We start from the raw sequence: 18886 nt of genomic DNA, 5'->3' as shown, positions 1-18886 counted from the left end.
CTCATGCCGCCTCGACAAGTGTCAGCCGCCGCATCGTCAGATGCCCGGCACAATCAATGCCGGACTCGCGCAGGCGGGCTTGCAAATCCTTGAGCGCGAGTCGCTCGCGGAAATCCCAGAACACCGGGAAATCACCGGGCGCACAGCTGTGCAGATCGCGCAGCAGCGTGTCCTCCAGACCCCGGTCAAGGATCGCGCGGGTATCCCCGGGCACCGGCATCGTATTGCCCGGACGGGCTTCGCGCGCGATCATCAGGTGTTCGAAATCGGCCAGCGTCGCATCCTGTCCCGGCCCGAAGATGCGCACCGCCCCGATCCGCGCCGGGCGCTCGTGATCCGCAAGCTCCTGCAGGGTCTGGCTCACGATGTCGGCCATGATCAACCGTTGTTCCCGCACCGTCAGATCCGGTTGCTGAAGGCTGCGCGTCAGCGGTGTGATGCCGTCGATCCGGGTCAGACCGTCGGCATGACCGACCTTCAGGTCAACCGCCCCCATCACCCTTTGCCGACGCAGCGGCACCTCGCTCGCGGTGAGTTCGGACACTGGCTTGCGCGCCGCCAGCCCCGGTGCGATCGTCATCACCCGCCTGAAATCAAGCGGCACGATTTGCATCGCGGCCAGGATCCAGAACATCAGCGCAACGGGCGGCAAGGCGCCGACGAGAACCGCCAAGCCCGCAACCCCGATGACCGTCCATTTCGCAATCTCGCCAAAGAGATCGGGGGCAGAAAGCGCGTTGAACATGTCCACGCCCAGACCCAGCTTGCTGTAGCGGCCGATCCCCTTGCGCACCGACCGGCGGCAGACCTTGACGTCGTCAAGCTGCACCACCACCAGCAACGACCCGAACAGCAACAGATGCGCCAGCGCGATATAGGGGCTGAGGAAACACAGCAGCGCGGGCACCGCGACAAACGCCCCAAGCGCCGCCGGGACCTGTGAACGCTGTGGGATCGACACGCTGAGCCCGCGGCGCAACGCGCCCGAAACCTCTTGTTCGGGGCGCCCGCGAAACCCGCTCAGATCGCGCCCTCTCGCCGCCGTCCGCAGCACGCCGCGCCAGAGCCGGTTCTGGTTGCGCCGGATCCATCCATCCTCGCCCTCGAACTTGACCTGATGCGCCACCAGCAACAACGCTCCGCAGACCCCGATCAGGCCAAAGGCCATCAACAGCGAAGGAAAGCTCGCCTGATTGAGAACGAGATACAGCACCGCCACGAGGCAGAGCAAAATCGCGCATTCCAGCAGCCGGGTTGCAAAGCCGACGATGAACAGTGCAACGGGCTCGATGCTGCGCCGTTTCTGCCCGCCCACGGTCGCCCGATGCGTCGGCCTGGAGGGCAAGGAGGCAGATGCGCCAGATGGTTTGCAGACCTCGAGCAGGCTGCCCGAATAGAGGCTTGCGAAATCGGCGGCCGGATAGAATACCGGGCCGACCGCCGGATCGAAAACCAGTACGCCACCCGCCCCGGCGCGCAGCAAAACGACATAGTGCTGCTGCTGCATATGCAGGATCGCCCTGCCCCTGATCTTGTGCAGGCTGCCGGCGGGCACCTTGAGCGCCTTGGCGGAAAAACCCAGCCGGTCCTGAAAATAGAGCCGCAGCGCATCGAGGCTGGTGCCGGAACGATCGGGGTCAAGATCCTCGACCGCCTGCACAGCATCCGCCGGACGCCCCAGCAGATTGGCCAGGGTCAAGGCACAGGCCACCCCGCAATCGGTGCGCGCGGTCTGCATCACGAACGCCCGGCGTCGGGTCAGGAGCGTGCAGACGGATGCGATCCAGAAGAGGCTAGATTGAAGCATTTCGGGCCAACAGGAAGCTGAACAGGGACTGCCGCGCCAAGGGGAAGCTGAGATGCACGACAGCGCCGGGAAGATGGTCGATCTGCTGGGCGGAACTGTCGCTCACGCCCACCACGACCTGCGAAAGCACACCGCGCTTGATGATCTTGGAGGCCAGCGAGGCATTGCCCAGCCGAATTCCAAGCTCCTTGGTGTCCACGGTGGAAAAATCACGATCCAGCAGAACCGCGTCAAACAGGATGTCCGACCCCGTGCGCGTGTCGCTGATCGAACCGCGCACGGGTTGGCCGGGGCGCAGAACGACGGCATGCCGGTTTTCAAGGAACCCCACGATTTCATGGGCGTCCTGCTCATCGGCCGCGTCGCGCGGTTTGGGAAGGTTGATCGCCGTCGTGACCAGAATCGGCAGGTCATTCTCTGCGCGCGCAGATGTCGAGGCCACCGTCACGCGCGCCGCAGGCGGCGCGTCAAACTCGGCAAAGATCGAGATCAGGTCAAACGACCCGGCCACCTGCCGATCGATCCGCACGTCACCTATCGAAAGACCTGCGCCGGACAGCATTTCCCGCATTGTCGATTCATCTGTCGGAAGCGGCAGCGTGAGCCGACGTCCATCCAGCGCAAGCTCGATGGCGCCGCTATCCGGCATGCCGTAAATGAGCGCGAACAGGCCCGACACGTTCTTGCCCGCCGCCAGCAGGCGCAGCGCATCGCTTTTGTCCACATCCGCGCGACTGGCCTGTAGCGTCCGCATGTCCAGCGAAATGCTGTCCGATATCGCCACCTGGGGCACCATCGCCTTGGCCAGATAGCGCGCCTCGGCCTCGGAGCGGGTGGTTTCACGCAGCACTTCCAGTTCGCGCATCTGCATTCTCAGATTGTCCAGCCGTTCCGTCAGGATCTCGACCTCTGCCGCATCAATCGAATTGTCGTATTTCAGGTCATTCAGCGTCTTGACCATGTCCAGGACCATCTTGTCCGATGAAAACTTGGTCCCCTTGCTGGTGATCACGGCAAGCCGGTCGCCCTGGATATCATCGAGCATCGAGGCCAGCTTCTGCGCCGGGAGCGCCGACACTTCGCCTGACCGCCTGACCAGTTCCTCAAGCCGCGCGATCTGTTCCAGCCGGCTCTCATTCAACTCGTCGATGTCGGATTCGCTGTTCTCGTTAAAGGATTGCAGCGCCGCGAGCACGGCGGCGGTATTCTCGCTCAGGTCCATCCGCGCCGCTAGACGTTCGGTTGTCGCCGCCAGCTTTGCGCGATCACGCCCCAGATCGACCTCGAGTTTCGACACCCGCTCAAGATGATCGCTTTCGATCTTTGCCAGTTCGCGCCGCATCGTGCCTTCCAGCAGCGTGTTGTTTGCAACCGCCGTCCGATCAATCACCGCCGTGACGATCTGTCCGGGCTGGAAACGCCCGTCCTGTGACGGGTAATGCACCACGATCCCCGGCTCGGTCGCCCGGATCGTGCGCACGCCACCGGGATTTACCACCAACCCGAACCCATCGACCGAAAACGACACCGGAACGTAGAATACACCAAGCGCCGCAAGCAACAGACCAACCGATACAGATAACAATTTCATGACGTTACCCCGCATGGTCTTGGCTTTACGCGAGGTTCATTTGGTAAGTATCTGTTTTCAATTTTAAAAACACGATCCATATCACAGAGCCTCCGGATTCAGCTTCTTCATGTGGTAATCCGCAATCACCGAGCGCAGGATGGCCATCAACGTCATGATATCGGTTTCGATCTCGACCGCCGGAGGAATTGGCGGCTTTTCAACCGCACGCACGCCCTCTGCGTCGATCAGCAGCGAGCGACGAACCCGCCCGTCTATCAGGAACGCCACATGCCATGTGTCGCGCCCGCTCTTCGCCAGATTTTCCGCATGGAAGAACCGCGGCAGCAGTTCGGCGATCATCAGGTCAAGCTTTTCCGGCGTGCTCAACGCATTGAACCTGAGCCGATCATTGATATCGCGGTCAAAGGCGGTCGCGGCATCGAGCGCGGGGCGAAAGCAGGCGGCAATCCTGGCGCCATCCGGCTCGGCCTGGATCGTTGCGCGCCCTGCGGCAATCGCCTTGTTCAGCGACATGGATTTTACCGCGTATCCCGAAGCCTGGTCGATGAACTGCATGGTGAAGCCTTTGTCTCGCTGCTTGTAAACCCTGTCTTCCGCGCCTTTCGTGGCGGATGTCATCCGATATAGAGCGCAGGGCCGGTGCCGATCCTGCCCACGGGCCGGGAGTGTCACGTCTTACCGGCCCGGCGAATCTGTAACCGGGCACAGACCCGCCATTCCTTGATCCTGAGCGCCCTAGGCGTCCGCCTGGAGCGCGTGATGAACGGCGCCCACGGAATCCAGCGTGTGCCGGTTGCCCGTGAGCAATCCATCATCTGTGACCGTCGGACTGTTTTTCCGATCCCAGTCCTCATCCGTGACAAAGCCCCGCGCCTTTGCACGAAGAAACAGTTGTTCGGCCATGTTGAATTTCAAACTCGGGCAAGGCAGCTTGCCTGCCTCTCCCGACGCATAATCATTGTGGACGAATTTGAAGGCACAGGCCCCGCCGCAGGACGGCAGCAGCTTGCAGCTTGCGCAAACATCGTTTTCGAATGGCGACCAGTTGTTCCACATCGCCTCGGTTCCCGCGTCCTTCTTGCGGGTGTTGCCCATCACGCTGCCGACCCGCAGCGTGGAATCCATCACCGTGTCCCAGCATTTGTGCAGGTCGCCATTCGGCACGACGACATAGCTGTTGGGTTTCACCGCCGTGCACATCCCGAGAAAACGCGGCATGCGTGGCATCGCCATCAGCCCCTTTTCGAACGCCAGCGCCTGAAGCCGGTTTTCGACATCCGCGTAATCCGTCTTGGACAGGCAGCTGTCACAGCCACCGGCATTTTCCGCCACGCTTTCCACCGGCGCAAAATAGACAGACACGCCCGATTTGATGTTCAGGCCATGCTGGCTCAACACGTCGAGCACCGCGCGGGCGTCGCGTTCGTTCTGCCCGTCGATATTCACCCGGACAGACACCGTCAGCAGCTTGCGGGCGGTCACTGCCTTGATGTTGTCGATGATCTTCTGGAACGTGCCGCGCCCGCTGGTCAGGTGGCGGCGGCTGTCATGCGCCGCTTCGTCACCGTCGATGGTGATCTGCACCCGTGACACGCGGGCCTTTTGCAGTTTCTCTGCCACCGGCACGGTCATCTTGTAGCCGTTGGAGATCATCATCGAGCTGTATTTGATGCCATGCGCGTCACAATAGCTGATCGCCTCGGCCGAAATGTCCCAGATTGCGTCCTGGTCCATCAACGGTTCGCCACCATACCAGGTCATATGAAAGCTCTTCTTGCCCGCCAGCCGGTCGAGGACAAAAGCCTTGGTCGCCGTGCGGACCTTGGGGGTCATCCTGGTAAGCGGCTTGTCGAGACCCTGGAAGCAGTAATGGCAGCCGAAATTGCAGGACAGCGTCGGCGCGATGGTGAGCATCATATGCCCATCGTTCTGGCGCACCCGGTTATAGCGGTCACGCACGATTTCAAGCTCGTCCGCATCGGCGTTGAGCACGTACCCGCCCTGCACAAAGCCCCGAAAGACCGGCGAAAACGGCATCGAGCCGGCACGGCCCAGATCGGTCCACAGTGCCATGTCCTCTGAATCCCAGATCGAAAACGATTGCGACACGGTGTTATAGGCCAGATGCCGGTCATGCCTGAGCGGCACCAGTATCGTGTAACGGGACGGTTTGAGGCGCGTCGTCTTCGCTTGCGGCGTGTCGTTCTGAAATTGACCATCAGGCATAGCGCGCCTCCCTTGGGGACGGGGCAAAGAGCATGAAAACCAGCAACGACAGGGCCGCCGATGCAATCATAAAATATATCGAGTACGGCCAGAATTGTTCTTGGGACAGGCCGAGCGACAGGACCTTGCCGAACAGGATCAATGTTACCCCGTGCAACGCTGCCACGACCCATATGTTAGTCCCGATCAGGCGCAGCGTCAGGTAATATATTCCTGACCCTGTGGCGATCATCGCCATCGGCAGGCCGGATGGCAGGTAGAATATGAAAAGCGCCAGCGTCGAGATGAGATAGACCGGCAGGATCTCGCGCCCAAATACCTTGACAACAGCTTCGCGAAAAAACAATCCCTCGGCAACCGCAACGAGAAGCACCTGGGTCAGCAGAGTCTCCAATACCGTTGTGGAAGCGATCGGATGAATGTCGAGTTGCACCAGCGCAAAGCCATAGGCAACCGGCACGATCCAGAGGAGCGGCATCAGAAATACGCCCAGCATCGAACGCCGCCAGGACCAGTTGAGCCGGTCGCTTCCATAGAGCGGTTCGACGGGGCGGTGAATTGTCGTGATCAGATCACTTTTCAGCAGCAGCAGGGCACAAATCGCGAGCGCACCGTAAATGATGGTGGTCGTATCCGCCGGGTTCAGCCCGAACACGCCATGTCTGAGGGTCTCCGAAACCCCGACGAGGATGAAAAACATGATGGCATACGCGACTTGCATCGCTGCCTCCACAGGAAAATGAATTTATACAAAACACCGCAAGTCTGCGAGGCGCCTCGGGATTCGTAAAGTCTTTTCTGGATTTTGCAGCGTGATGTCCGGCGTTGTTCAATGTTTCTCGCGACTTCGCCGATCTCACGCCGATATGTTCAGGTGATGAGTTTCGTCACGGAGTGCACGATCCGGACAGCATGAACCGGCGACGACAGATCATCGCGGGGCGGAATCCGCCGGTTCATGTAGCAATTCACGCCCCGCAGAACCGGCGCGTCGGCGCTCCTGCACGCTATAGCGCCCCCCGCATCGGCACGAAAAAGGGCCGCGCAAACCGCGCGACCCTTGCAAGATAAAATATGGCGTGTGCCGATCAGCGTTTGGAGAACTGGAAGCTCTTGCGCGCCTTGGCCTTGCCGTATTTCTTGCGCTCGACGACGCGGCTGTCGCGGGTCAGGAACCCGGCCGCCTTGAGCGCGCCGCGCAGGCTGGGATCGTAGAGTTGCAGCGCCTTGGAGATGCCATGCTTGACCGCACCGGCCTGACCGGACAGACCGCCGCCCTTGACCGTCGCGTTGACATCAAACTGGTCTTCGACACCGGCAACCGTGAACGGCTGGCGCAGGATCATCTGCAGCACCGGGCGTGCAAAGTAGGTCTTCATTTCCTTGCCATTCACGACAACCTTGCCGGAACCGGGCTTGATCCAGACGCGGGCGACCGCATCCTTGCGCTTGCCGGTGGCATAAGCACGGCCCAGATCGTCACGGACAGGCTCGCGCGAAATGGTTTCGACTTCCGGAGCCGCTTCGAGTCCGGCGACCTGGTTCAGGTCTTCGAGTGTGTTGATTTCTTCAGCCATGGCTCAATCAGCTCCGGGTGTTTTTCTTATTCATGGATTTGACATCCAGAATTTCGGGGCTCTGCGCCTCGTGAGGGTGTTCAGTGCCCGCATAGACACGCAGGTTGGTCATCTGCTTGCGGCTCAGGCGGTTACCGGGCAGCATGCGCTTGACAGCCTGCATGACGACACGCTCGGGATGCGCGCCTTCGAGGATCTGCTGTTTGGTGCGGCTCTTGATGCCACCGGGATGACCCGTGTGCCAGTAGAAGTGCTCTTCGCGCTTCTTGCCGGTGATCTGTACCTTGTCGGCGTTGATGATGATGACGTTGTCGCCCATGTCCATATGCGGAGTAAAGGACGCTTTGTGCTTGCCACGCAGGCGCATGGCGACGATCGAGGCAAGACGACCCAGAACAACGCCCTCGGCGTCGATCAGGACCCACTTCTTGTCGATATCTGCTGGTGTGGCAGAAAAGGTGTTCATGGCAGGAGTTTCCTGTTTGACGTGAAAGGCGGGTGCAACGCGCACCCGCCCGAATTCGATGGACGGGGTTTACGGATATGGAAGGCCACAGTCAAGCGCCCGAAATCATGATTTGCATAATGATTTCAGCGTATTATAAATTAGGTATTTATATACCCCAAATTTCCGCGGCAAATCAGACGATTTCGTGGTTTGGCACCCGCCATTCGACGCAACGCGCTTCACGCGCGGCAGGAAATCACGAATCTAACGCGCTGGCGGGATCGAATAGGTCAGCGTGGCCCTTGCAACCGGTTTCTCGACACCATCCGAATAGATCAGCACATCCGTGACCGACAGCGCCTTGCCCAGTTTGAGCAGCGTTCCCTTGGCGATCAGATCACGCCCTCCCTCGGGCTTGCGCATGAAATCCATCGAAATGTTGGTGGTCACCGCCAGCGCCTCCGGACCGATCGGAGCCATGGTCGCCACATAGGCGGTCACATCCGCCAGCGCGAACATCGACGGACCGGATACCGTGCCGCCCGGACGCAGATGACGCTCGTCGATTTTCATCCGCATCGTCACGGTTTCCCCATCCAGATGATCGATGGCAAAATCGTTCCTGACCTGCGGAAAAACCTGATCCAGGAATTCCATCATCTCTGACGCGGTAAATTTCGGCTCCATGCTTTCCTCCGGCTCGATTGGCGCTTAACGTCGCCGCAAAAGTCAGCGAGGGCAAGATGACAATACTGGAACGTAACGACACCGGGGCCGTGGCGCATCTGACGATGAACGCACCGGACCGGCTCAACGCGCTGTCAGACGAAATGATCGCCGCCTTGCAGGCCGAATTCGATGCGTTGCGAGACGATTCAGATGTGCGTGCTGTCGTCATCTCGGGCGCAGGCAAGGCGTTTTGTGCCGGCCATGATCTCAAGCAGATGACCGCCGGACGTCAGAGTGAAGACGGCGGTCGCGCCTATTTCGCCGACCTGTTCAACCGATGCACCGCGATGATGCTGAGCATCCGCTCCCTCCCGCAGCCCGTGATCGCACAAGTGCACGGAATCGCCACGGCGGCGGGCTGCCAGCTGGTCGCGACATGCGATCTGGCTGTGGCTGCCGATGATACCCGGTTCGGGGTAAACGGGGTCAATATCGGCCTGTTCTGCTCGACGCCGATGGTTGCGCTCTCGCGCAACATCCCGCGCAAGCAGGCCTTCGAGATGCTGACGACCGGCCAGTTCATCGAGGCCCCGCGCGCCGAAGAACTTGGTCTGATCAACCGGTCCGTCCCTGCGGATCGACTGGCGCATGAGACAACGGAACTTGCAAATCTTCTGGCGACCAAGCTTGGCAGCGCGGTCACGATCGGAAAACGCGCCTTCTACGAACAACTCGAACAACCGCTGGAACAGGCCTATGCGTATTGCGGCGACGTGATGGTTCAGAACATGATGATTCGAGACACCGAAGAGGGAATTGCCGCCTTCATCGACAAACGCAAACCGGACTGGGCGCAGTAAGGCGCCGGAAAACGCGTGAACAGGGGTAGTTTACCTTTTGTTGACCCGGCGCTTTCAATCACAACGAGATTATGTCAAATTTTATTCAAGGCTCTGGTTTCTCGGGAATCCGGCGCCTGTGAAAAGTGGTCGCCGCTGCACGCATGTTCCTCCAGACCGGCTCTCACCGGTTAAACGAATGTCAGCGGCGACCTACACGTTCACAAGCTCTTTGAACAACCACCCTTCCGTCGTTGCGCCGCTGGCGCCGCTGCCCTAAATGGCCTGTCATGACAGAGACAATTCATATCGTCGGCGGCGGAATGGCCGGTTCCGAAGCAGCCTGGCAAGCGGCCGAAATGGGCGTGGACGTGGTGATCCACGAAATGCGACCCAAGGTTGCGACCTTTGCCCACAAAACCGGAAATCTCGGGGAAATGGTCTGTTCCAATTCCTTCAGGTCCGATGATTCCGAACAGAATGCGGTGGGATTGCTGCACTGGGAAATGCGCGCCGCAAACGGTTTGATCATGTCCGCCGCGGATGCGCACAGGCTGCCCGCCGGCGGCGCGCTCGCCGTGGATCGCGACCCGTTCGCGGAAACCGTGACCGCCCGGCTGCGTGCCCATCCGCGCATCTCGGTATGTTCCGAAGAGATCACCGCCCTGCCTGACAGCGGCACCTGGATACTGGCCACAGGCCCGCTGACATCGGCGGGACTTGGCGCGGCCATACAGGCCGAAACCGGGCGCGAAGCCCTGGCGTTTTTCGACGCGATCGCGCCCATCGTCTATTTCGACAGCATCGACATGTCCAAGGCATGGATGCAATCGCGCTATGACAAGGGTGAAACCGAGGAAGAGCGCACCGCCTATCTCAACTGTCCGATGACGAAGGATCAGTACGAGGCCTTCATCGACGCGCTGCTCGCCGCCGACAAGACCGAGTTTCACGAGGGCGAAACCGCTGGTTATTTCGATGGCTGTCTGCCCATCGAGGTCATGGCCGAACGCGGCCGCGAAACCCTCCGCCACGGTCCGATGAAGCCGGTTGGCCTGACAAACCCGCACCAGCCCGACATCAAGGCCCATGCCGTCGTGCAGTTGCGCCGCGACAACGCCCTGGGAACGCTGTTTAATATCGTCGGCTTTCAGACCAAGATGAAATACGGCGCACAGGCCGATGTGCTGCGCATGATTCCCGGCCTGCAGAACGCGCGCTTTGCCCGGCTTGGCGGCATTCACCGCAACACCTTCCTGAATTCACCACGCCTGCTGGATGACCGCATGCGGCTGAAATCTCGGCCCAACATCCGATTTGCCGGTCAGATCACCGGGGTCGAGGGCTATGTGGAAAGTGCCGCGATGGGGCTTCTTGCCGGTCGCATGGCCGCCGCCGAATGTCTCGGGCAAGATATCGCGCCACCGCCCCCGACAACCGCAACCGGGGCGCTGATAACCCACATCACCGGCGGGGCCGATGCCAGAACCTTTCAGCCGATGAACGTCAATTTCGGCCTGTTCCCGCCCGTGGACGGCCTGAGAGGGGGCCGCCGTGGCCGCAAGGACCGTTACAAGGCCTATACCGACCGCGCCAAGGCGGACTGGCAAGGCTGGCTGCGCCATTCTGCTCTGGACGCCGCCTGATATTGCCGCCTAAGCTGGCGACATGAGCAACGGATTTCTCGACAAGGCCTATGGCGCGCGTGATGCCGCCGGCACGCGCAACCTTTATGATGACTGGGCCAGCAGCTACGAGGCCGAAGTGGCCGAAAACGGTTACGCCACGCCGGGACGCTGCGCCGCCGCTCTCAGGACATATATCCGCGACCCGAACCTGCCGGTCCTGGACTTTGGCTGCGGCACCGGCCTGTCGGGTCTGGCGCTCAAGCTACAGGGTTTCACCTGCATCGACGGTGTCGACCTCTCCGCCGAGATGCTCGATCAGGCCCGTGCCAAAACCCTGTATCGCAAGCTCGACCAGATCGGCCCGGATAGCCCCCTCGCACACACCCCCGGCGACTATGCTGCCATCGCCGCGATTGGCGTCATCGGCGCCGGAGCGGCCCCGATCTCGGTATTCGACACCCTGATGAACGGTCTGGACGCGGGCGGCTTGCTGGTGTTTTCCTTCAACGACCACGCGCTCGACGATCCGTCCAACGAAGGCCGCCTGAACGAATATCTCGATTGCGGCGCGGCGCGATTGCTGTTCAGGGAACATGGCGATCACCTGCCGGGCATAAACCTGAAAAGCAATGTATACGTCATTGAAAAAACGTGACATTCAGAACCCGATTTGCGCCATCGCCGACCGGACCGCTGCATCTGGGCCATGCCTATTCCGCCCTTCTGGCGCATGACATGGCCATGTCGCGGAATGGTCGGTTCCTGCTCCGCATCGAAGACATCGACCAAAGCCGCGCCCGGCCCGAGTGGTATTCTGCCATCGAGGACGACCTGCACTGGCTGGGAATCACCTGGTCCGGAAAGGTATTGCGTCAATCGGACCGGACTGCGACCTATTCTGCCGCCCTCCAGACGCTCTGGTCCCGGGGGCTGCTCTATCCCTGCACCTGTTCGCGGCGCGATATCGAGGCGGCGGCCTCCGCACCGCAGGAAGGTGCACCGCATCATGGGCCTGACGGGCTGATCTATCCCGGCACCTGCCGTCCGAACACCCCCGGCGGCGCGCTGCGCTGCCCCGAAGACACGCCGCTGCGCCTGGATGTCCGCCGCGCCCTGGCCGCCATCGAGGACGAGCCGCTGTCATTCCGTGAAACCGGGTCGGGGCCAGATGGCGAAACCGGCCTGATCACCATATCCGGCGCAAGCTTGCGCGACGACGTCGGCGACGTGGTCCTGCGCCGGCGCAACATGGGCACCTCCTATCACCTGTCCGTCGTGCTCGACGACGCGGCGCAGGGCATCAGCCATGTCGTGCGCGGCCGGGATCTGTTCGAAGCCACCCGGATCCACGTGCTGTTGCAGCGACTCCTGAACCTGCCGACTCCAACCTATCACCACCACCGGCTGATCCGCGACGAGACCGGGAAACGCCTCGCGAAACGCGACGATGCGCGCGCAATCGCCAGATATCGCGCTGAGGGTGCGACGCCCCAGGACATCCGGTCCATGGTGGACCTATGACCCCTTCATCTTTGTCCAAATACTCCGGGGAGTTTGAGGGGCAGCGCCCCTCATCCCGTCAATCCTGTTGCGGCGCCATCAACTCCACCTCGGCGCCGTCACGCACCGCGGTGTAAAAACAACTGCGCCGGTTGGTATGGCAGGCCGGCCCCGTCTGCCGCACGATCACGAGCACACAATCCCTGTCGCAATCGATCCGGAACTCGACCAGCTCCTGTACATGGCCCGAACTTTCCCCCTTGACCCAGAACGCCTGCCGCGATCGGGACCAATAGGTCACGCGCCCTGACTCAAGCGTTCTGCGCACCGATTCCGCATTCATCCACGCCATCATCAGCACGTCGCCGCTCACCGAATCCTGCGCAATGGCCGGGATCAGCCCGGCGTCATTATAGACCAAGGTATCGGGTTCGAAGGACATCGCGTAAAACCTTTTGCATCACAGTCTTGCGGCCTTATGTATGAGGAAGTCAGCAAGAGGGAAAGACATGTCCGGCGATACCGATCTGATCAAGCTCTATTCGGCCCGCATTCTCGCGCTGGCCGCGGATATTCCGCATCTTGAACGGCTCGATGCTCCGGACGCCACGATCAAGAAGCGCTCGCCGCTGTGCGGCTCCACAATCACCGTCGACGTGCAGGTCGAGGATGGCCGGATCACCGGATTTGGCCAGGACGTCAAGGCCTGCGCCCTGGGTCAGGCATCCGCCTCGGTTGTCGGCGGCGCGGTCATCGGCACCACGCGCTCACAGGTCGAAACCGCCCGCGACCAGCTCAAGGCCATGCTGAAGCAGGACGGGCCGGTGCCCGATGCCCCGTTTGATGGGCTCGAAGTGCTGATCCCCGCCCGTGGTTACAAGAACCGCCACGCCTCGATCCTGCTCGCCCTCGATGCCACTGCCGAAGCGATGAAGCAGGCCGAACAGGCCAATTGCGCCTGATCATGAAAAAAAACCGCCGCGCATCCCGGGCGGATGGCGGCGGCAGTCAAAGCTCTCTCACGCGGGATCCGGAACGACCGGTTGGGCCAAGAGGCAAGGCCCCGGAGAGGCAGGACACCCCCCGATATACTGCATCGAAACAGGACGGGATGCAGGTCGTCCGGCATGAGATCGCAGGCAGAAACAGGAAAACGCGTATCAATAACCCCCGGGCAGGTGCAGCGCGACCACCAGCATCACAACCAGCGCCCCCGCCCCGATCGCATCCTGCAAAAGGGTATCCTGAGTGCGGCGAAGGGCGGTTCTGATCTGGTTCATCATGTCGTCGGCTCTCCCGGTCGGCAATTAAGCATTTGTTGACCTTTTGTTCTCATTTTTGCCGCCACCGGTCAAGAACTTTTTGAGAACATTTGCGAACCTATCGGAACAAAATCGCTAACCGACTGAAATCAAACGGATCGCACGATCCTGCCGCATCAACCAGAGCAAGACGCGCGCCGCCCGGCCCCGCGTGGAGCTCAGATCGGGGTCCCTGGCCAGAAGCGTGCGTGCATCACTCTGCGCAACCGCCATCAACCCGGCCTGCCGCTCAAGATCGGCAATCTGGAAACGCGGCAGGCCCGACTGCGCCGTGCCGATCACATCGCCCGCTCCCCGCATGTTGAGGTCGGTTTCCGAGATCACGAATCCATCCTCGGTCTCGCGCAGCACTTCCAGACGTTTGCGCCCTCCCTCCGACAGCGGTGGCCGATACATCAGCAGACAGGTGGATTGCGCCGACCCGCGGCCGACCCTGCCCCGCAACTGATGCAGCTGCGCCAGGCCAAAGGTCTCGGCGCGCTCGATCACCATGATCGTCGCATTCGGCACGTTCACACCCACTTCGATCACCGTGGTTGCAACCAGAACCTTGGTGACACCCGATTGAAATGCGGCCATCGCCGCATCCTTTTCGCCGGGTGGCATCTGCCCGTGGACCAGGCCGACCACGTCGTCCCCCAGAACCGCGCGCAGCCGTTTGAACCGATCATCCGCCGCCGTCAGATCGACCAGTTCCGATTCTTCGACCAGCGGACAGACCCAATAACATTGACGCCCATCCGCGATCGCGCGGCGCAGATGGCCGATGACCTCATCCATGCGGTCGGTGCTGACGACGGCCGTCTTGATCGGCTTTCTTCCCGGTGGCTTTTCATCCAGCACCGACACATCCATGTCGCCATACTGCGCCAGTGCCAGGCTGCGGGGAATCGGCGTGGCGGTCATCACCAGAACATCGGCCGCGACCCCCTTTTCGGCCAGTTCCATCCGTTGCCGCACGCCAAAACGATGCTGCTCGTCAATGATCGCAAGCCTGAGATCGTGAAACACCACATCCGGCTGAAAGACCGCGTGTGTCCCGACGAGCACCTGTATCTCGCCCCCGGCAAGCGCGGCGAGCTTGGCCTTGCGTTCGCCGCCCTTGTCGCGCCCGGTCAGGATCTCCAGAACAACGCCGGCCTCTTGCGCAAGCGGAGCAAGTGCCTCGAGATGTTGCCGGGCAAGAATCTCGGTCGGGGCCATCATCACCCCCTGGCCGCCGGCCTCGACTGCGACCAGCAAGGCGATGAACGCAACCAGCGTCTTGCCCGCCCCCACGTCACCTTGCAGCAGCCGGTTCATCCGTTGCGGTGCCGCCATGTCGGCCGCAATCTCCTCGAACGCGCGCGACTGTGCCGACGTAGGACGATATGGAAGCGATTTCAGAACCTTGCCCTGCAATCTTCCAGTGCCCCGGCTGGCGATTCCCCGCGCTTTCCGTTCCTTCTGACGCGCGAGGGCCAGCGTCAACTGGTGCGCCATCAACTCGTCATAGGCGAGACGTTCGCGCGGCGGCGTGCTCGCCATGACATCATCAAGCCCGCCCGGCGCATGTGCCATGCGCATCGCGCCGGCCCAGTCCGGCCATCCCCGAAGTTGCAATTGTCCTGCGTCGATCCACTCCTCAAGCTCCGGAACCCTCGCCAGCGCCCCCTGGACTGCCTTGTACATGGTCTTTTGCGTGACGCCCTGGGTCAGATGATAGACCGGTTCAAATTCGGGAATGGCGTCGGCGTCTTCGGGCGACAGGATATGATCGGGATGCACCATCTGTGCCATGCCGTCGAACAGTTCGAGTTTGCCCGACACCACCCGCCGCGCGCCTTCGGGCAGTTGTTTTCTGAGAAAATCCCCCCGCGCGTGGAAAAACACCAGTTGAAAACCGGTCTGGGAATCTTCGACATGCACCCGATAGGCCCCGCCGCGCCCCGAAGACGGACGATGGGCCCCCACCGTAACTTCAACGGTCAGGGTCGACGGCAGTTCGGCCCCCTTGATCGTGTCACGCCGACGCCGGTCAACCACCGCATATGGCAATGAAAACAACAGGTCGCGCGGCGTTTCGATCCCCAGTTGTGCGAAATTCCGAGCCGTCTTTTGTCCCACGCCGGGCAGGGTTTCGAGCCCCGAGAACAACGGGAAAAGCGGCTCTGGACGGCCGCTCATGCCGCGCCGATCAGGGCCAGCCAGCCATCTTCGTCCAGCGTCTCGATCCCGAGTTCTGCCGCTTTCCTGGCCTTTGAACCGGCACCCGGTCCGGCCACGAGCAGATCGGTCCTGGCACTCACCGACCCCGACACCTTGGCGCCCAGAGCCTCTGCGCGGGCCTTGGCCTCGGCCCGGGTCATCTTTTCCAGCGTCCCGGTAAAGACCACGGTTTTTCCGGCGACCGGGCTGTCCGCGGTGTCCGGACGCGTGGCGGCGCCGACACTCAAATGCGCCACCAAACGGTCGATCGACTCGCGTTCGCTCTCTTGTGCAAACGCCGTTACCAGCGACGTCGCCATGACCTCGCCCACGCCATCGATCGACAAAAGATCGTCCCAATCCGGCCCCTGCCTGTCGGCGGCACCGGTGATCGCCGTTTCAAACGCCTCCCAGGTGCCGTAATGCGTCGCCAGAAGGTTGGATGCCGCCTCTCCCACATGGCGCAACCCAAGCGCAAAAATCAGCCGGCCAAGCGGGATATTGCGCTTGTCGTCGATTGCCGCAAAAAGGTTCGTTGCCGATTTTTCGCCCCATCCTTCGCGATTGCGGAGCTGTTGCATACCGCTGCCATAGCGTTCGCGCAGCATGAAAATATCCGCCGGTTCCTTTATCCAGCCGTCCCGATAGAATTGTTCGACCTGCTTGGCGCCCAGCCCCTCGATGTCGAACGCGGCGCGGGAGACGAAATGTTTCATTCGTTCAACAGCTTGCGCCGGGCATATCATCCCGCCCGAACAGCGCCGCACCGCATCCCCCTCTTCCCGAATTGCGTCGCTGTGACATTCCGGGCAAAGCGTCGGAAAGGTATAGGGCTGACTGTCGTGGGGCCGTTTGCCCAGATCCACATCCGCGACCTTGGGGATCACGTCGCCCGCGCGATAGACCTGCACCCAATCGCCAACGCGAATATCCTTGCCGCCCCTGATCTGCTGACCGCGCGCATCCCGTCCGGCGATGTAATCCTCGTTGTGCAGGGTCGCGTTCGAGACCACGACGCCGCCCACCGTTACCGGCGTCAGCCGCGCGACCGGGCTGAGCGCGCCGGTGCGCCCTACCTGGATGTCGATCGCCTCCAGCCGTGTCCAGGCAAGCTCGGCCGGAAACTTGTGGGCGATCGCCCAACGCGGCGTGGTCGAGCGAAATCCGAGACGGGCTTGCAGGGCGAGATCGTTGACCTTGTAGACAACCCCGTCAATGTCATAGCCGAGGGTCGCGCGCTGTTCCTCGATCACCGCGTAATGGGCGATCATTTCATCGGGTCCGGCGCAAAGTCTGGTCAGCGGGTTGGTGGAAAAGCCCATATCCGAGAGGCGCGCCAGCGCGTCCATCTGCGTTTCGCCCAGCGGTTCGGACAGATCCCCCCAGCTATAGGCAAAGAACCTCAGCGGGCGGGTTTTCGTGATGGTGGCGTCCAGTTGACGCAGCGATCCCGCCGCCGCGTTTCGCGGGTTGGCAAATCGTTTGCCGCCACTTTGCTCTTGTCGTTCGTTGAGGGCGGCGAAATCCGGGTGGGACATGTAAACCTCACCACGCACTTCCAGAATGTCGGGCGCGCCCCGTATGGTCTCGGGCACGTCATCGATCGTGCGGGCATTTGCAGTCACGTTTTCACCGACCGTCCCGTCGCCGCGCGTCGCCGCCTCGACCAGCGCGCCGTTTTCGTAGCGCAGGGAAAGCGACAGCCCGTCGATCTTAGGCTCTGCGGTATAGGCCAGCGGTGCCTCGTCCGACAGCCCGAGGTATTTGCGAATGCTCGTGTCGAAAGCCGCGACATCATCCCTGTCGAAGGCGTTGCCGAGAGACAGCATTCGAACCCGGTGCTCAACCTTGGCAAAACCGTCCCCGACCCGCGCACCGATCTGTTCGGATGGGCTGTCCTTGCGTTTGAGCTCGGGAAACCGCGCTTCGATCTCGGCGTTTCTGCGGCGCAGGGCATCGTATTCCGCATCCGGGATTTCCGGCGCGTCCGAGACATAGTAGGCTGTGTTCGCCTTGTTCAAGAGCGCGGCGAGCCGGCCAAGTTCGGTCCTGGCGTTCTCTGACGTCATCTCTGCAATATTCAAGTTGTCTGTCAAAGCTCCGCCCCACACCGGCTTTCAGACCAGTGATAGGGCGCAGCAGCGGTCAGGTCCAGATCGCAATCTCTGTGAGTGGTGGTCTCACCCCCTGCCCGACCGGTCCGGAGGTGCAATGCGGTGTTCCCATGCCTGCTTAGGTCATGTTGACAAATGGCGGAGCCATAGGCGGATAGATGTGATGTCGATGAAGCCAAGGAAGCTCTCGGCGGTCTTGTCGTAGCGGGTGGCGACGCGCCGGGCGTTTTTGAGCTTGTTGAAGCAGCGCTCGACCAGATTGCGCAGCCGGTAGATGGTGCGATCGACGGCCACGCGCAGTTTGCGGGTCTTTCGCATGGGGATGACAGGCACGACGTTGCGCGCCTCCATGGTTTTGCGAACGTTGTCAGAGTCATAGCCGCGATCTGCGAGCAGGACGGACGGCTCGGGCAGGTTATCGGCCATGACCAGATCGAAGCCCAGGTAGTCCGATGTCTGCCCCGGCGTGATCTCCGACCTCATGGGCAGGCCGACGCCGTTAACGCGGAGGTGGATCTTGGTCGTGAAGCCACCCCTTGAACGGCCGAAACCCTGTCGCGGAGTCCCCCTTTAGCGCCCGCTGCCTGATGATGGGCGCGAACTACGGTGCTGTCTATCATTTGCAGGGCATCGGGAACCAGCCGACTTTCGTTCAGTGCGTCCATGATCTGCTCCCAGAGCCCGGCCAGCGTCCAGCGCCGGAACTGGCGATAGACCGACGACCACTTGCCGAACTCTTCAGGCAGATCGCGCCACGGTGATCCGGTGCGCGCAATCCAGAAAATCCCATCCAGAACAAGACGATGGTTCGTGGGTTTGCGTCCGTTCGGGGCGCGGGCGGCCAGGATGAAGCGTTCATGAAACGCCCACTCTTCGTCCGACATCAGGTCTCGTGCCAAGCTGGTCTCCATTGCAGATACCAGTTTGAATCACGTTCAGCCCGCCCTGTTAACACCTTTTGTCAACACGGCCTAG

At 61.4% G+C, this 18886-nt stretch carries 18 protein-coding genes; 5 read left to right on the top strand and 13 right to left on the bottom strand.

Annotation, left to right across the window (positions count from 1 at the left end; translation table 11 throughout):
* Position 1 precedes the first annotated feature (1 nt).
* The 8 genes from AB9K34_RS04105 to AB9K34_RS04070 form a co-directional block, all read right to left on the bottom strand.
* The gene (locus AB9K34_RS04105) at positions 2 to 1738 is read right to left on the bottom strand and encodes a cysteine peptidase family C39 domain-containing protein (protein WP_369953163.1); all 1737 of its coding nucleotides are present in this window, start codon (positions 1736 to 1738) and stop codon (positions 2 to 4) included.
* Positions 1739 to 1793: 55 nt separating this feature from the next.
* Complete coding sequence (locus AB9K34_RS04100; protein ID WP_369953162.1) at positions 1794 to 3398, bottom strand: hypothetical protein; 1605 nt, start codon at positions 3396 to 3398, stop codon at positions 1794 to 1796.
* Between the two features lie 81 nt (positions 3399 to 3479).
* The gene (locus tag AB9K34_RS04095) at positions 3480 to 3956 is read right to left on the bottom strand and encodes a hypothetical protein (protein WP_369953161.1); all 477 of its coding nucleotides are present in this window, start codon (positions 3954 to 3956) and stop codon (positions 3480 to 3482) included.
* Between the two features lie 180 nt (positions 3957 to 4136).
* Complete coding sequence (locus AB9K34_RS04090; RefSeq protein WP_369953160.1) at positions 4137 to 5627, bottom strand: radical SAM protein; 1491 nt, start codon at positions 5625 to 5627, stop codon at positions 4137 to 4139.
* Positions 5620 to 6348, bottom strand: coding sequence for a type II CAAX prenyl endopeptidase Rce1 family protein (locus AB9K34_RS04085; RefSeq protein ID WP_369953159.1), 729 nt, complete (start codon positions 6346 to 6348; stop codon positions 5620 to 5622). The genes AB9K34_RS04090 and AB9K34_RS04085 overlap by 8 nt, the downstream gene beginning before the upstream one ends.
* Before the next feature lie 367 nt (positions 6349 to 6715).
* Entirely contained in the window at positions 6716 to 7204 is a 489-nt protein-coding gene (rpsI, locus tag AB9K34_RS04080) for a 30S ribosomal protein S9 (protein ID WP_369953158.1), read from the bottom strand.
* 7 nt (positions 7205 to 7211) lie between these two features.
* Positions 7212 to 7670, bottom strand: coding sequence for a 50S ribosomal protein L13 (gene rplM / locus AB9K34_RS04075; RefSeq protein ID WP_369953157.1), 459 nt, complete (start codon positions 7668 to 7670; stop codon positions 7212 to 7214).
* Between the two features lie 246 nt (positions 7671 to 7916).
* On the bottom strand, positions 7917 to 8339 hold the full coding sequence (locus AB9K34_RS04070) for a PaaI family thioesterase (RefSeq protein ID WP_369953156.1): 423 nt from the start codon (positions 8337 to 8339) through the stop codon (positions 7917 to 7919).
* A gap of 56 nt (positions 8340 to 8395) precedes the next feature.
* On the opposite strand from AB9K34_RS04070, the gene AB9K34_RS04065 reads away from it, so the two are divergent.
* The 4 genes from AB9K34_RS04065 to gluQRS all read left to right on the top strand — a co-directional run bounded on the left by AB9K34_RS04065 (position 8396) and on the right by gluQRS (position 12309).
* Positions 8396 to 9181 (top strand): enoyl-CoA hydratase, encoded by a 786-nt coding sequence (locus AB9K34_RS04065; protein WP_369953155.1) that lies wholly within the window; start codon positions 8396 to 8398, stop codon positions 9179 to 9181.
* Between the two features lie 269 nt (positions 9182 to 9450).
* Positions 9451 to 10806 (top strand): methylenetetrahydrofolate--tRNA-(uracil(54)-C(5))-methyltransferase (FADH(2)-oxidizing) TrmFO, encoded by a 1356-nt coding sequence (trmFO, locus tag AB9K34_RS04060; RefSeq protein WP_369953154.1) that lies wholly within the window; start codon positions 9451 to 9453, stop codon positions 10804 to 10806.
* A gap of 22 nt (positions 10807 to 10828) precedes the next feature.
* Entirely contained in the window at positions 10829 to 11443 is a 615-nt protein-coding gene (locus tag AB9K34_RS04055) for a class I SAM-dependent methyltransferase (RefSeq protein ID WP_369953153.1), read from the top strand.
* Positions 11440 to 12309, top strand: a complete 870-nt coding sequence (gluQRS, locus tag AB9K34_RS04050) for a tRNA glutamyl-Q(34) synthetase GluQRS (protein WP_369953152.1) — start codon at positions 11440 to 11442, stop codon at positions 12307 to 12309. The genes AB9K34_RS04055 and gluQRS overlap by 4 nt, the downstream gene beginning before the upstream one ends.
* Before the next feature lie 58 nt (positions 12310 to 12367).
* Here the strand turns inward: gluQRS and hisI are convergent, their stop codons facing one another.
* On the bottom strand, positions 12368 to 12730 hold the full coding sequence (gene hisI, locus AB9K34_RS04045) for a phosphoribosyl-AMP cyclohydrolase (RefSeq protein WP_369953151.1): 363 nt from the start codon (positions 12728 to 12730) through the stop codon (positions 12368 to 12370).
* A 67-nt stretch (positions 12731 to 12797) separates the two neighbouring features.
* On the opposite strand from hisI, the gene AB9K34_RS04040 reads away from it, so the two are divergent.
* Positions 12798 to 13250, top strand: a complete 453-nt coding sequence (locus AB9K34_RS04040) for an iron-sulfur cluster assembly scaffold protein (protein WP_369953150.1) — start codon at positions 12798 to 12800, stop codon at positions 13248 to 13250.
* A 198-nt stretch (positions 13251 to 13448) separates the two neighbouring features.
* Here AB9K34_RS04040 and AB9K34_RS04035 read toward each other — a convergent pair whose 3' ends face one another.
* From AB9K34_RS04035 to AB9K34_RS04020, 4 genes are all read right to left on the bottom strand, one after another.
* Complete coding sequence (locus AB9K34_RS04035; protein ID WP_369953149.1) at positions 13449 to 13571, bottom strand: hypothetical protein; 123 nt, start codon at positions 13569 to 13571, stop codon at positions 13449 to 13451.
* Positions 13572 to 13685: 114 nt separating this feature from the next.
* Positions 13686 to 15776 carry an ATP-dependent DNA helicase RecG gene (gene recG / locus AB9K34_RS04030; protein ID WP_369953148.1) on the bottom strand — a complete coding sequence of 697 codons (2091 nt, stop codon included), beginning with the start codon at positions 15774 to 15776 and terminating at the stop codon, positions 13686 to 13688.
* On the bottom strand, positions 15773 to 17866 hold the full coding sequence (gene ligA / locus AB9K34_RS04025; protein ID WP_369953147.1) for an NAD-dependent DNA ligase LigA: 2094 nt from the start codon (positions 17864 to 17866) through the stop codon (positions 15773 to 15775). The genes recG and ligA overlap by 4 nt, the downstream gene beginning before the upstream one ends.
* A gap of 168 nt (positions 17867 to 18034) precedes the next feature.
* Positions 18035 to 18822 (bottom strand): IS5 family transposase gene (locus AB9K34_RS04020; RefSeq protein ID WP_369953146.1). Its coding sequence is split into 2 segments (ribosomal slippage): positions 18035 to 18483 and positions 18483 to 18822, totalling 789 coding nucleotides; the frame shifts between segments, so codons are not numbered across the junction.
* Positions 18823 to 18886: the final 64 nt, after the last annotated feature.

Source organism: Sedimentitalea sp. XS_ASV28 (genome assembly GCF_041224545.1).
Classification (GTDB): Bacteria; Pseudomonadota; Alphaproteobacteria; order Rhodobacterales; family Rhodobacteraceae; genus Sedimentitalea.
The sequence above is the reverse complement of the archived record's forward strand: the minus strand, read 5'-3'. Positions and strand labels throughout refer to the sequence as shown.

Coding starts and splice junctions, on each gene's coding strand:
- AB9K34_RS04105 (WP_369953163.1), bottom strand. CDS start 1,738: ATGCAGACCGCGCGCACCGATTGCGGGGTGGCCTGTGCCTTGACCCTG.
- AB9K34_RS04100 (WP_369953162.1), bottom strand. CDS start 3,398: ATGAAATTGTTATCTGTATCGGTTGGTCTGTTGCTTGCGGCGCTTGGT.
- AB9K34_RS04095 (WP_369953161.1), bottom strand. CDS start 3,956: ATGCAGTTCATCGACCAGGCTTCGGGATACGCGGTAAAATCCATGTCG.
- AB9K34_RS04090 (WP_369953160.1), bottom strand. CDS start 5,627: ATGCCTGATGGTCAATTTCAGAACGACACGCCGCAAGCGAAGACGACG.
- AB9K34_RS04085 (WP_369953159.1), bottom strand. CDS start 6,348: ATGCAAGTCGCGTATGCCATCATGTTTTTCATCCTCGTCGGGGTTTCG.
- rpsI (WP_369953158.1), bottom strand. CDS start 7,204: ATGGCTGAAGAAATCAACACACTCGAAGACCTGAACCAGGTCGCCGGA.
- rplM (WP_369953157.1), bottom strand. CDS start 7,670: ATGAACACCTTTTCTGCCACACCAGCAGATATCGACAAGAAGTGGGTC.
- AB9K34_RS04070 (WP_369953156.1), bottom strand. CDS start 8,339: ATGGAGCCGAAATTTACCGCGTCAGAGATGATGGAATTCCTGGATCAG.
- AB9K34_RS04065 (WP_369953155.1), top strand. CDS start 8,396: ATGACAATACTGGAACGTAACGACACCGGGGCCGTGGCGCATCTGACG.
- trmFO (WP_369953154.1), top strand. CDS start 9,451: ATGACAGAGACAATTCATATCGTCGGCGGCGGAATGGCCGGTTCCGAA.
- AB9K34_RS04055 (WP_369953153.1), top strand. CDS start 10,829: ATGAGCAACGGATTTCTCGACAAGGCCTATGGCGCGCGTGATGCCGCC.
- hisI (WP_369953151.1), bottom strand. CDS start 12,730: ATGTCCTTCGAACCCGATACCTTGGTCTATAATGACGCCGGGCTGATC.
- AB9K34_RS04040 (WP_369953150.1), top strand. CDS start 12,798: ATGTCCGGCGATACCGATCTGATCAAGCTCTATTCGGCCCGCATTCTC.
- AB9K34_RS04035 (WP_369953149.1), bottom strand. CDS start 13,571: ATGATGAACCAGATCAGAACCGCCCTTCGCCGCACTCAGGATACCCTT.
- recG (WP_369953148.1), bottom strand. CDS start 15,776: ATGAGCGGCCGTCCAGAGCCGCTTTTCCCGTTGTTCTCGGGGCTCGAA.
- ligA (WP_369953147.1), bottom strand. CDS start 17,866: ATGACGTCAGAGAACGCCAGGACCGAACTTGGCCGGCTCGCCGCGCTC.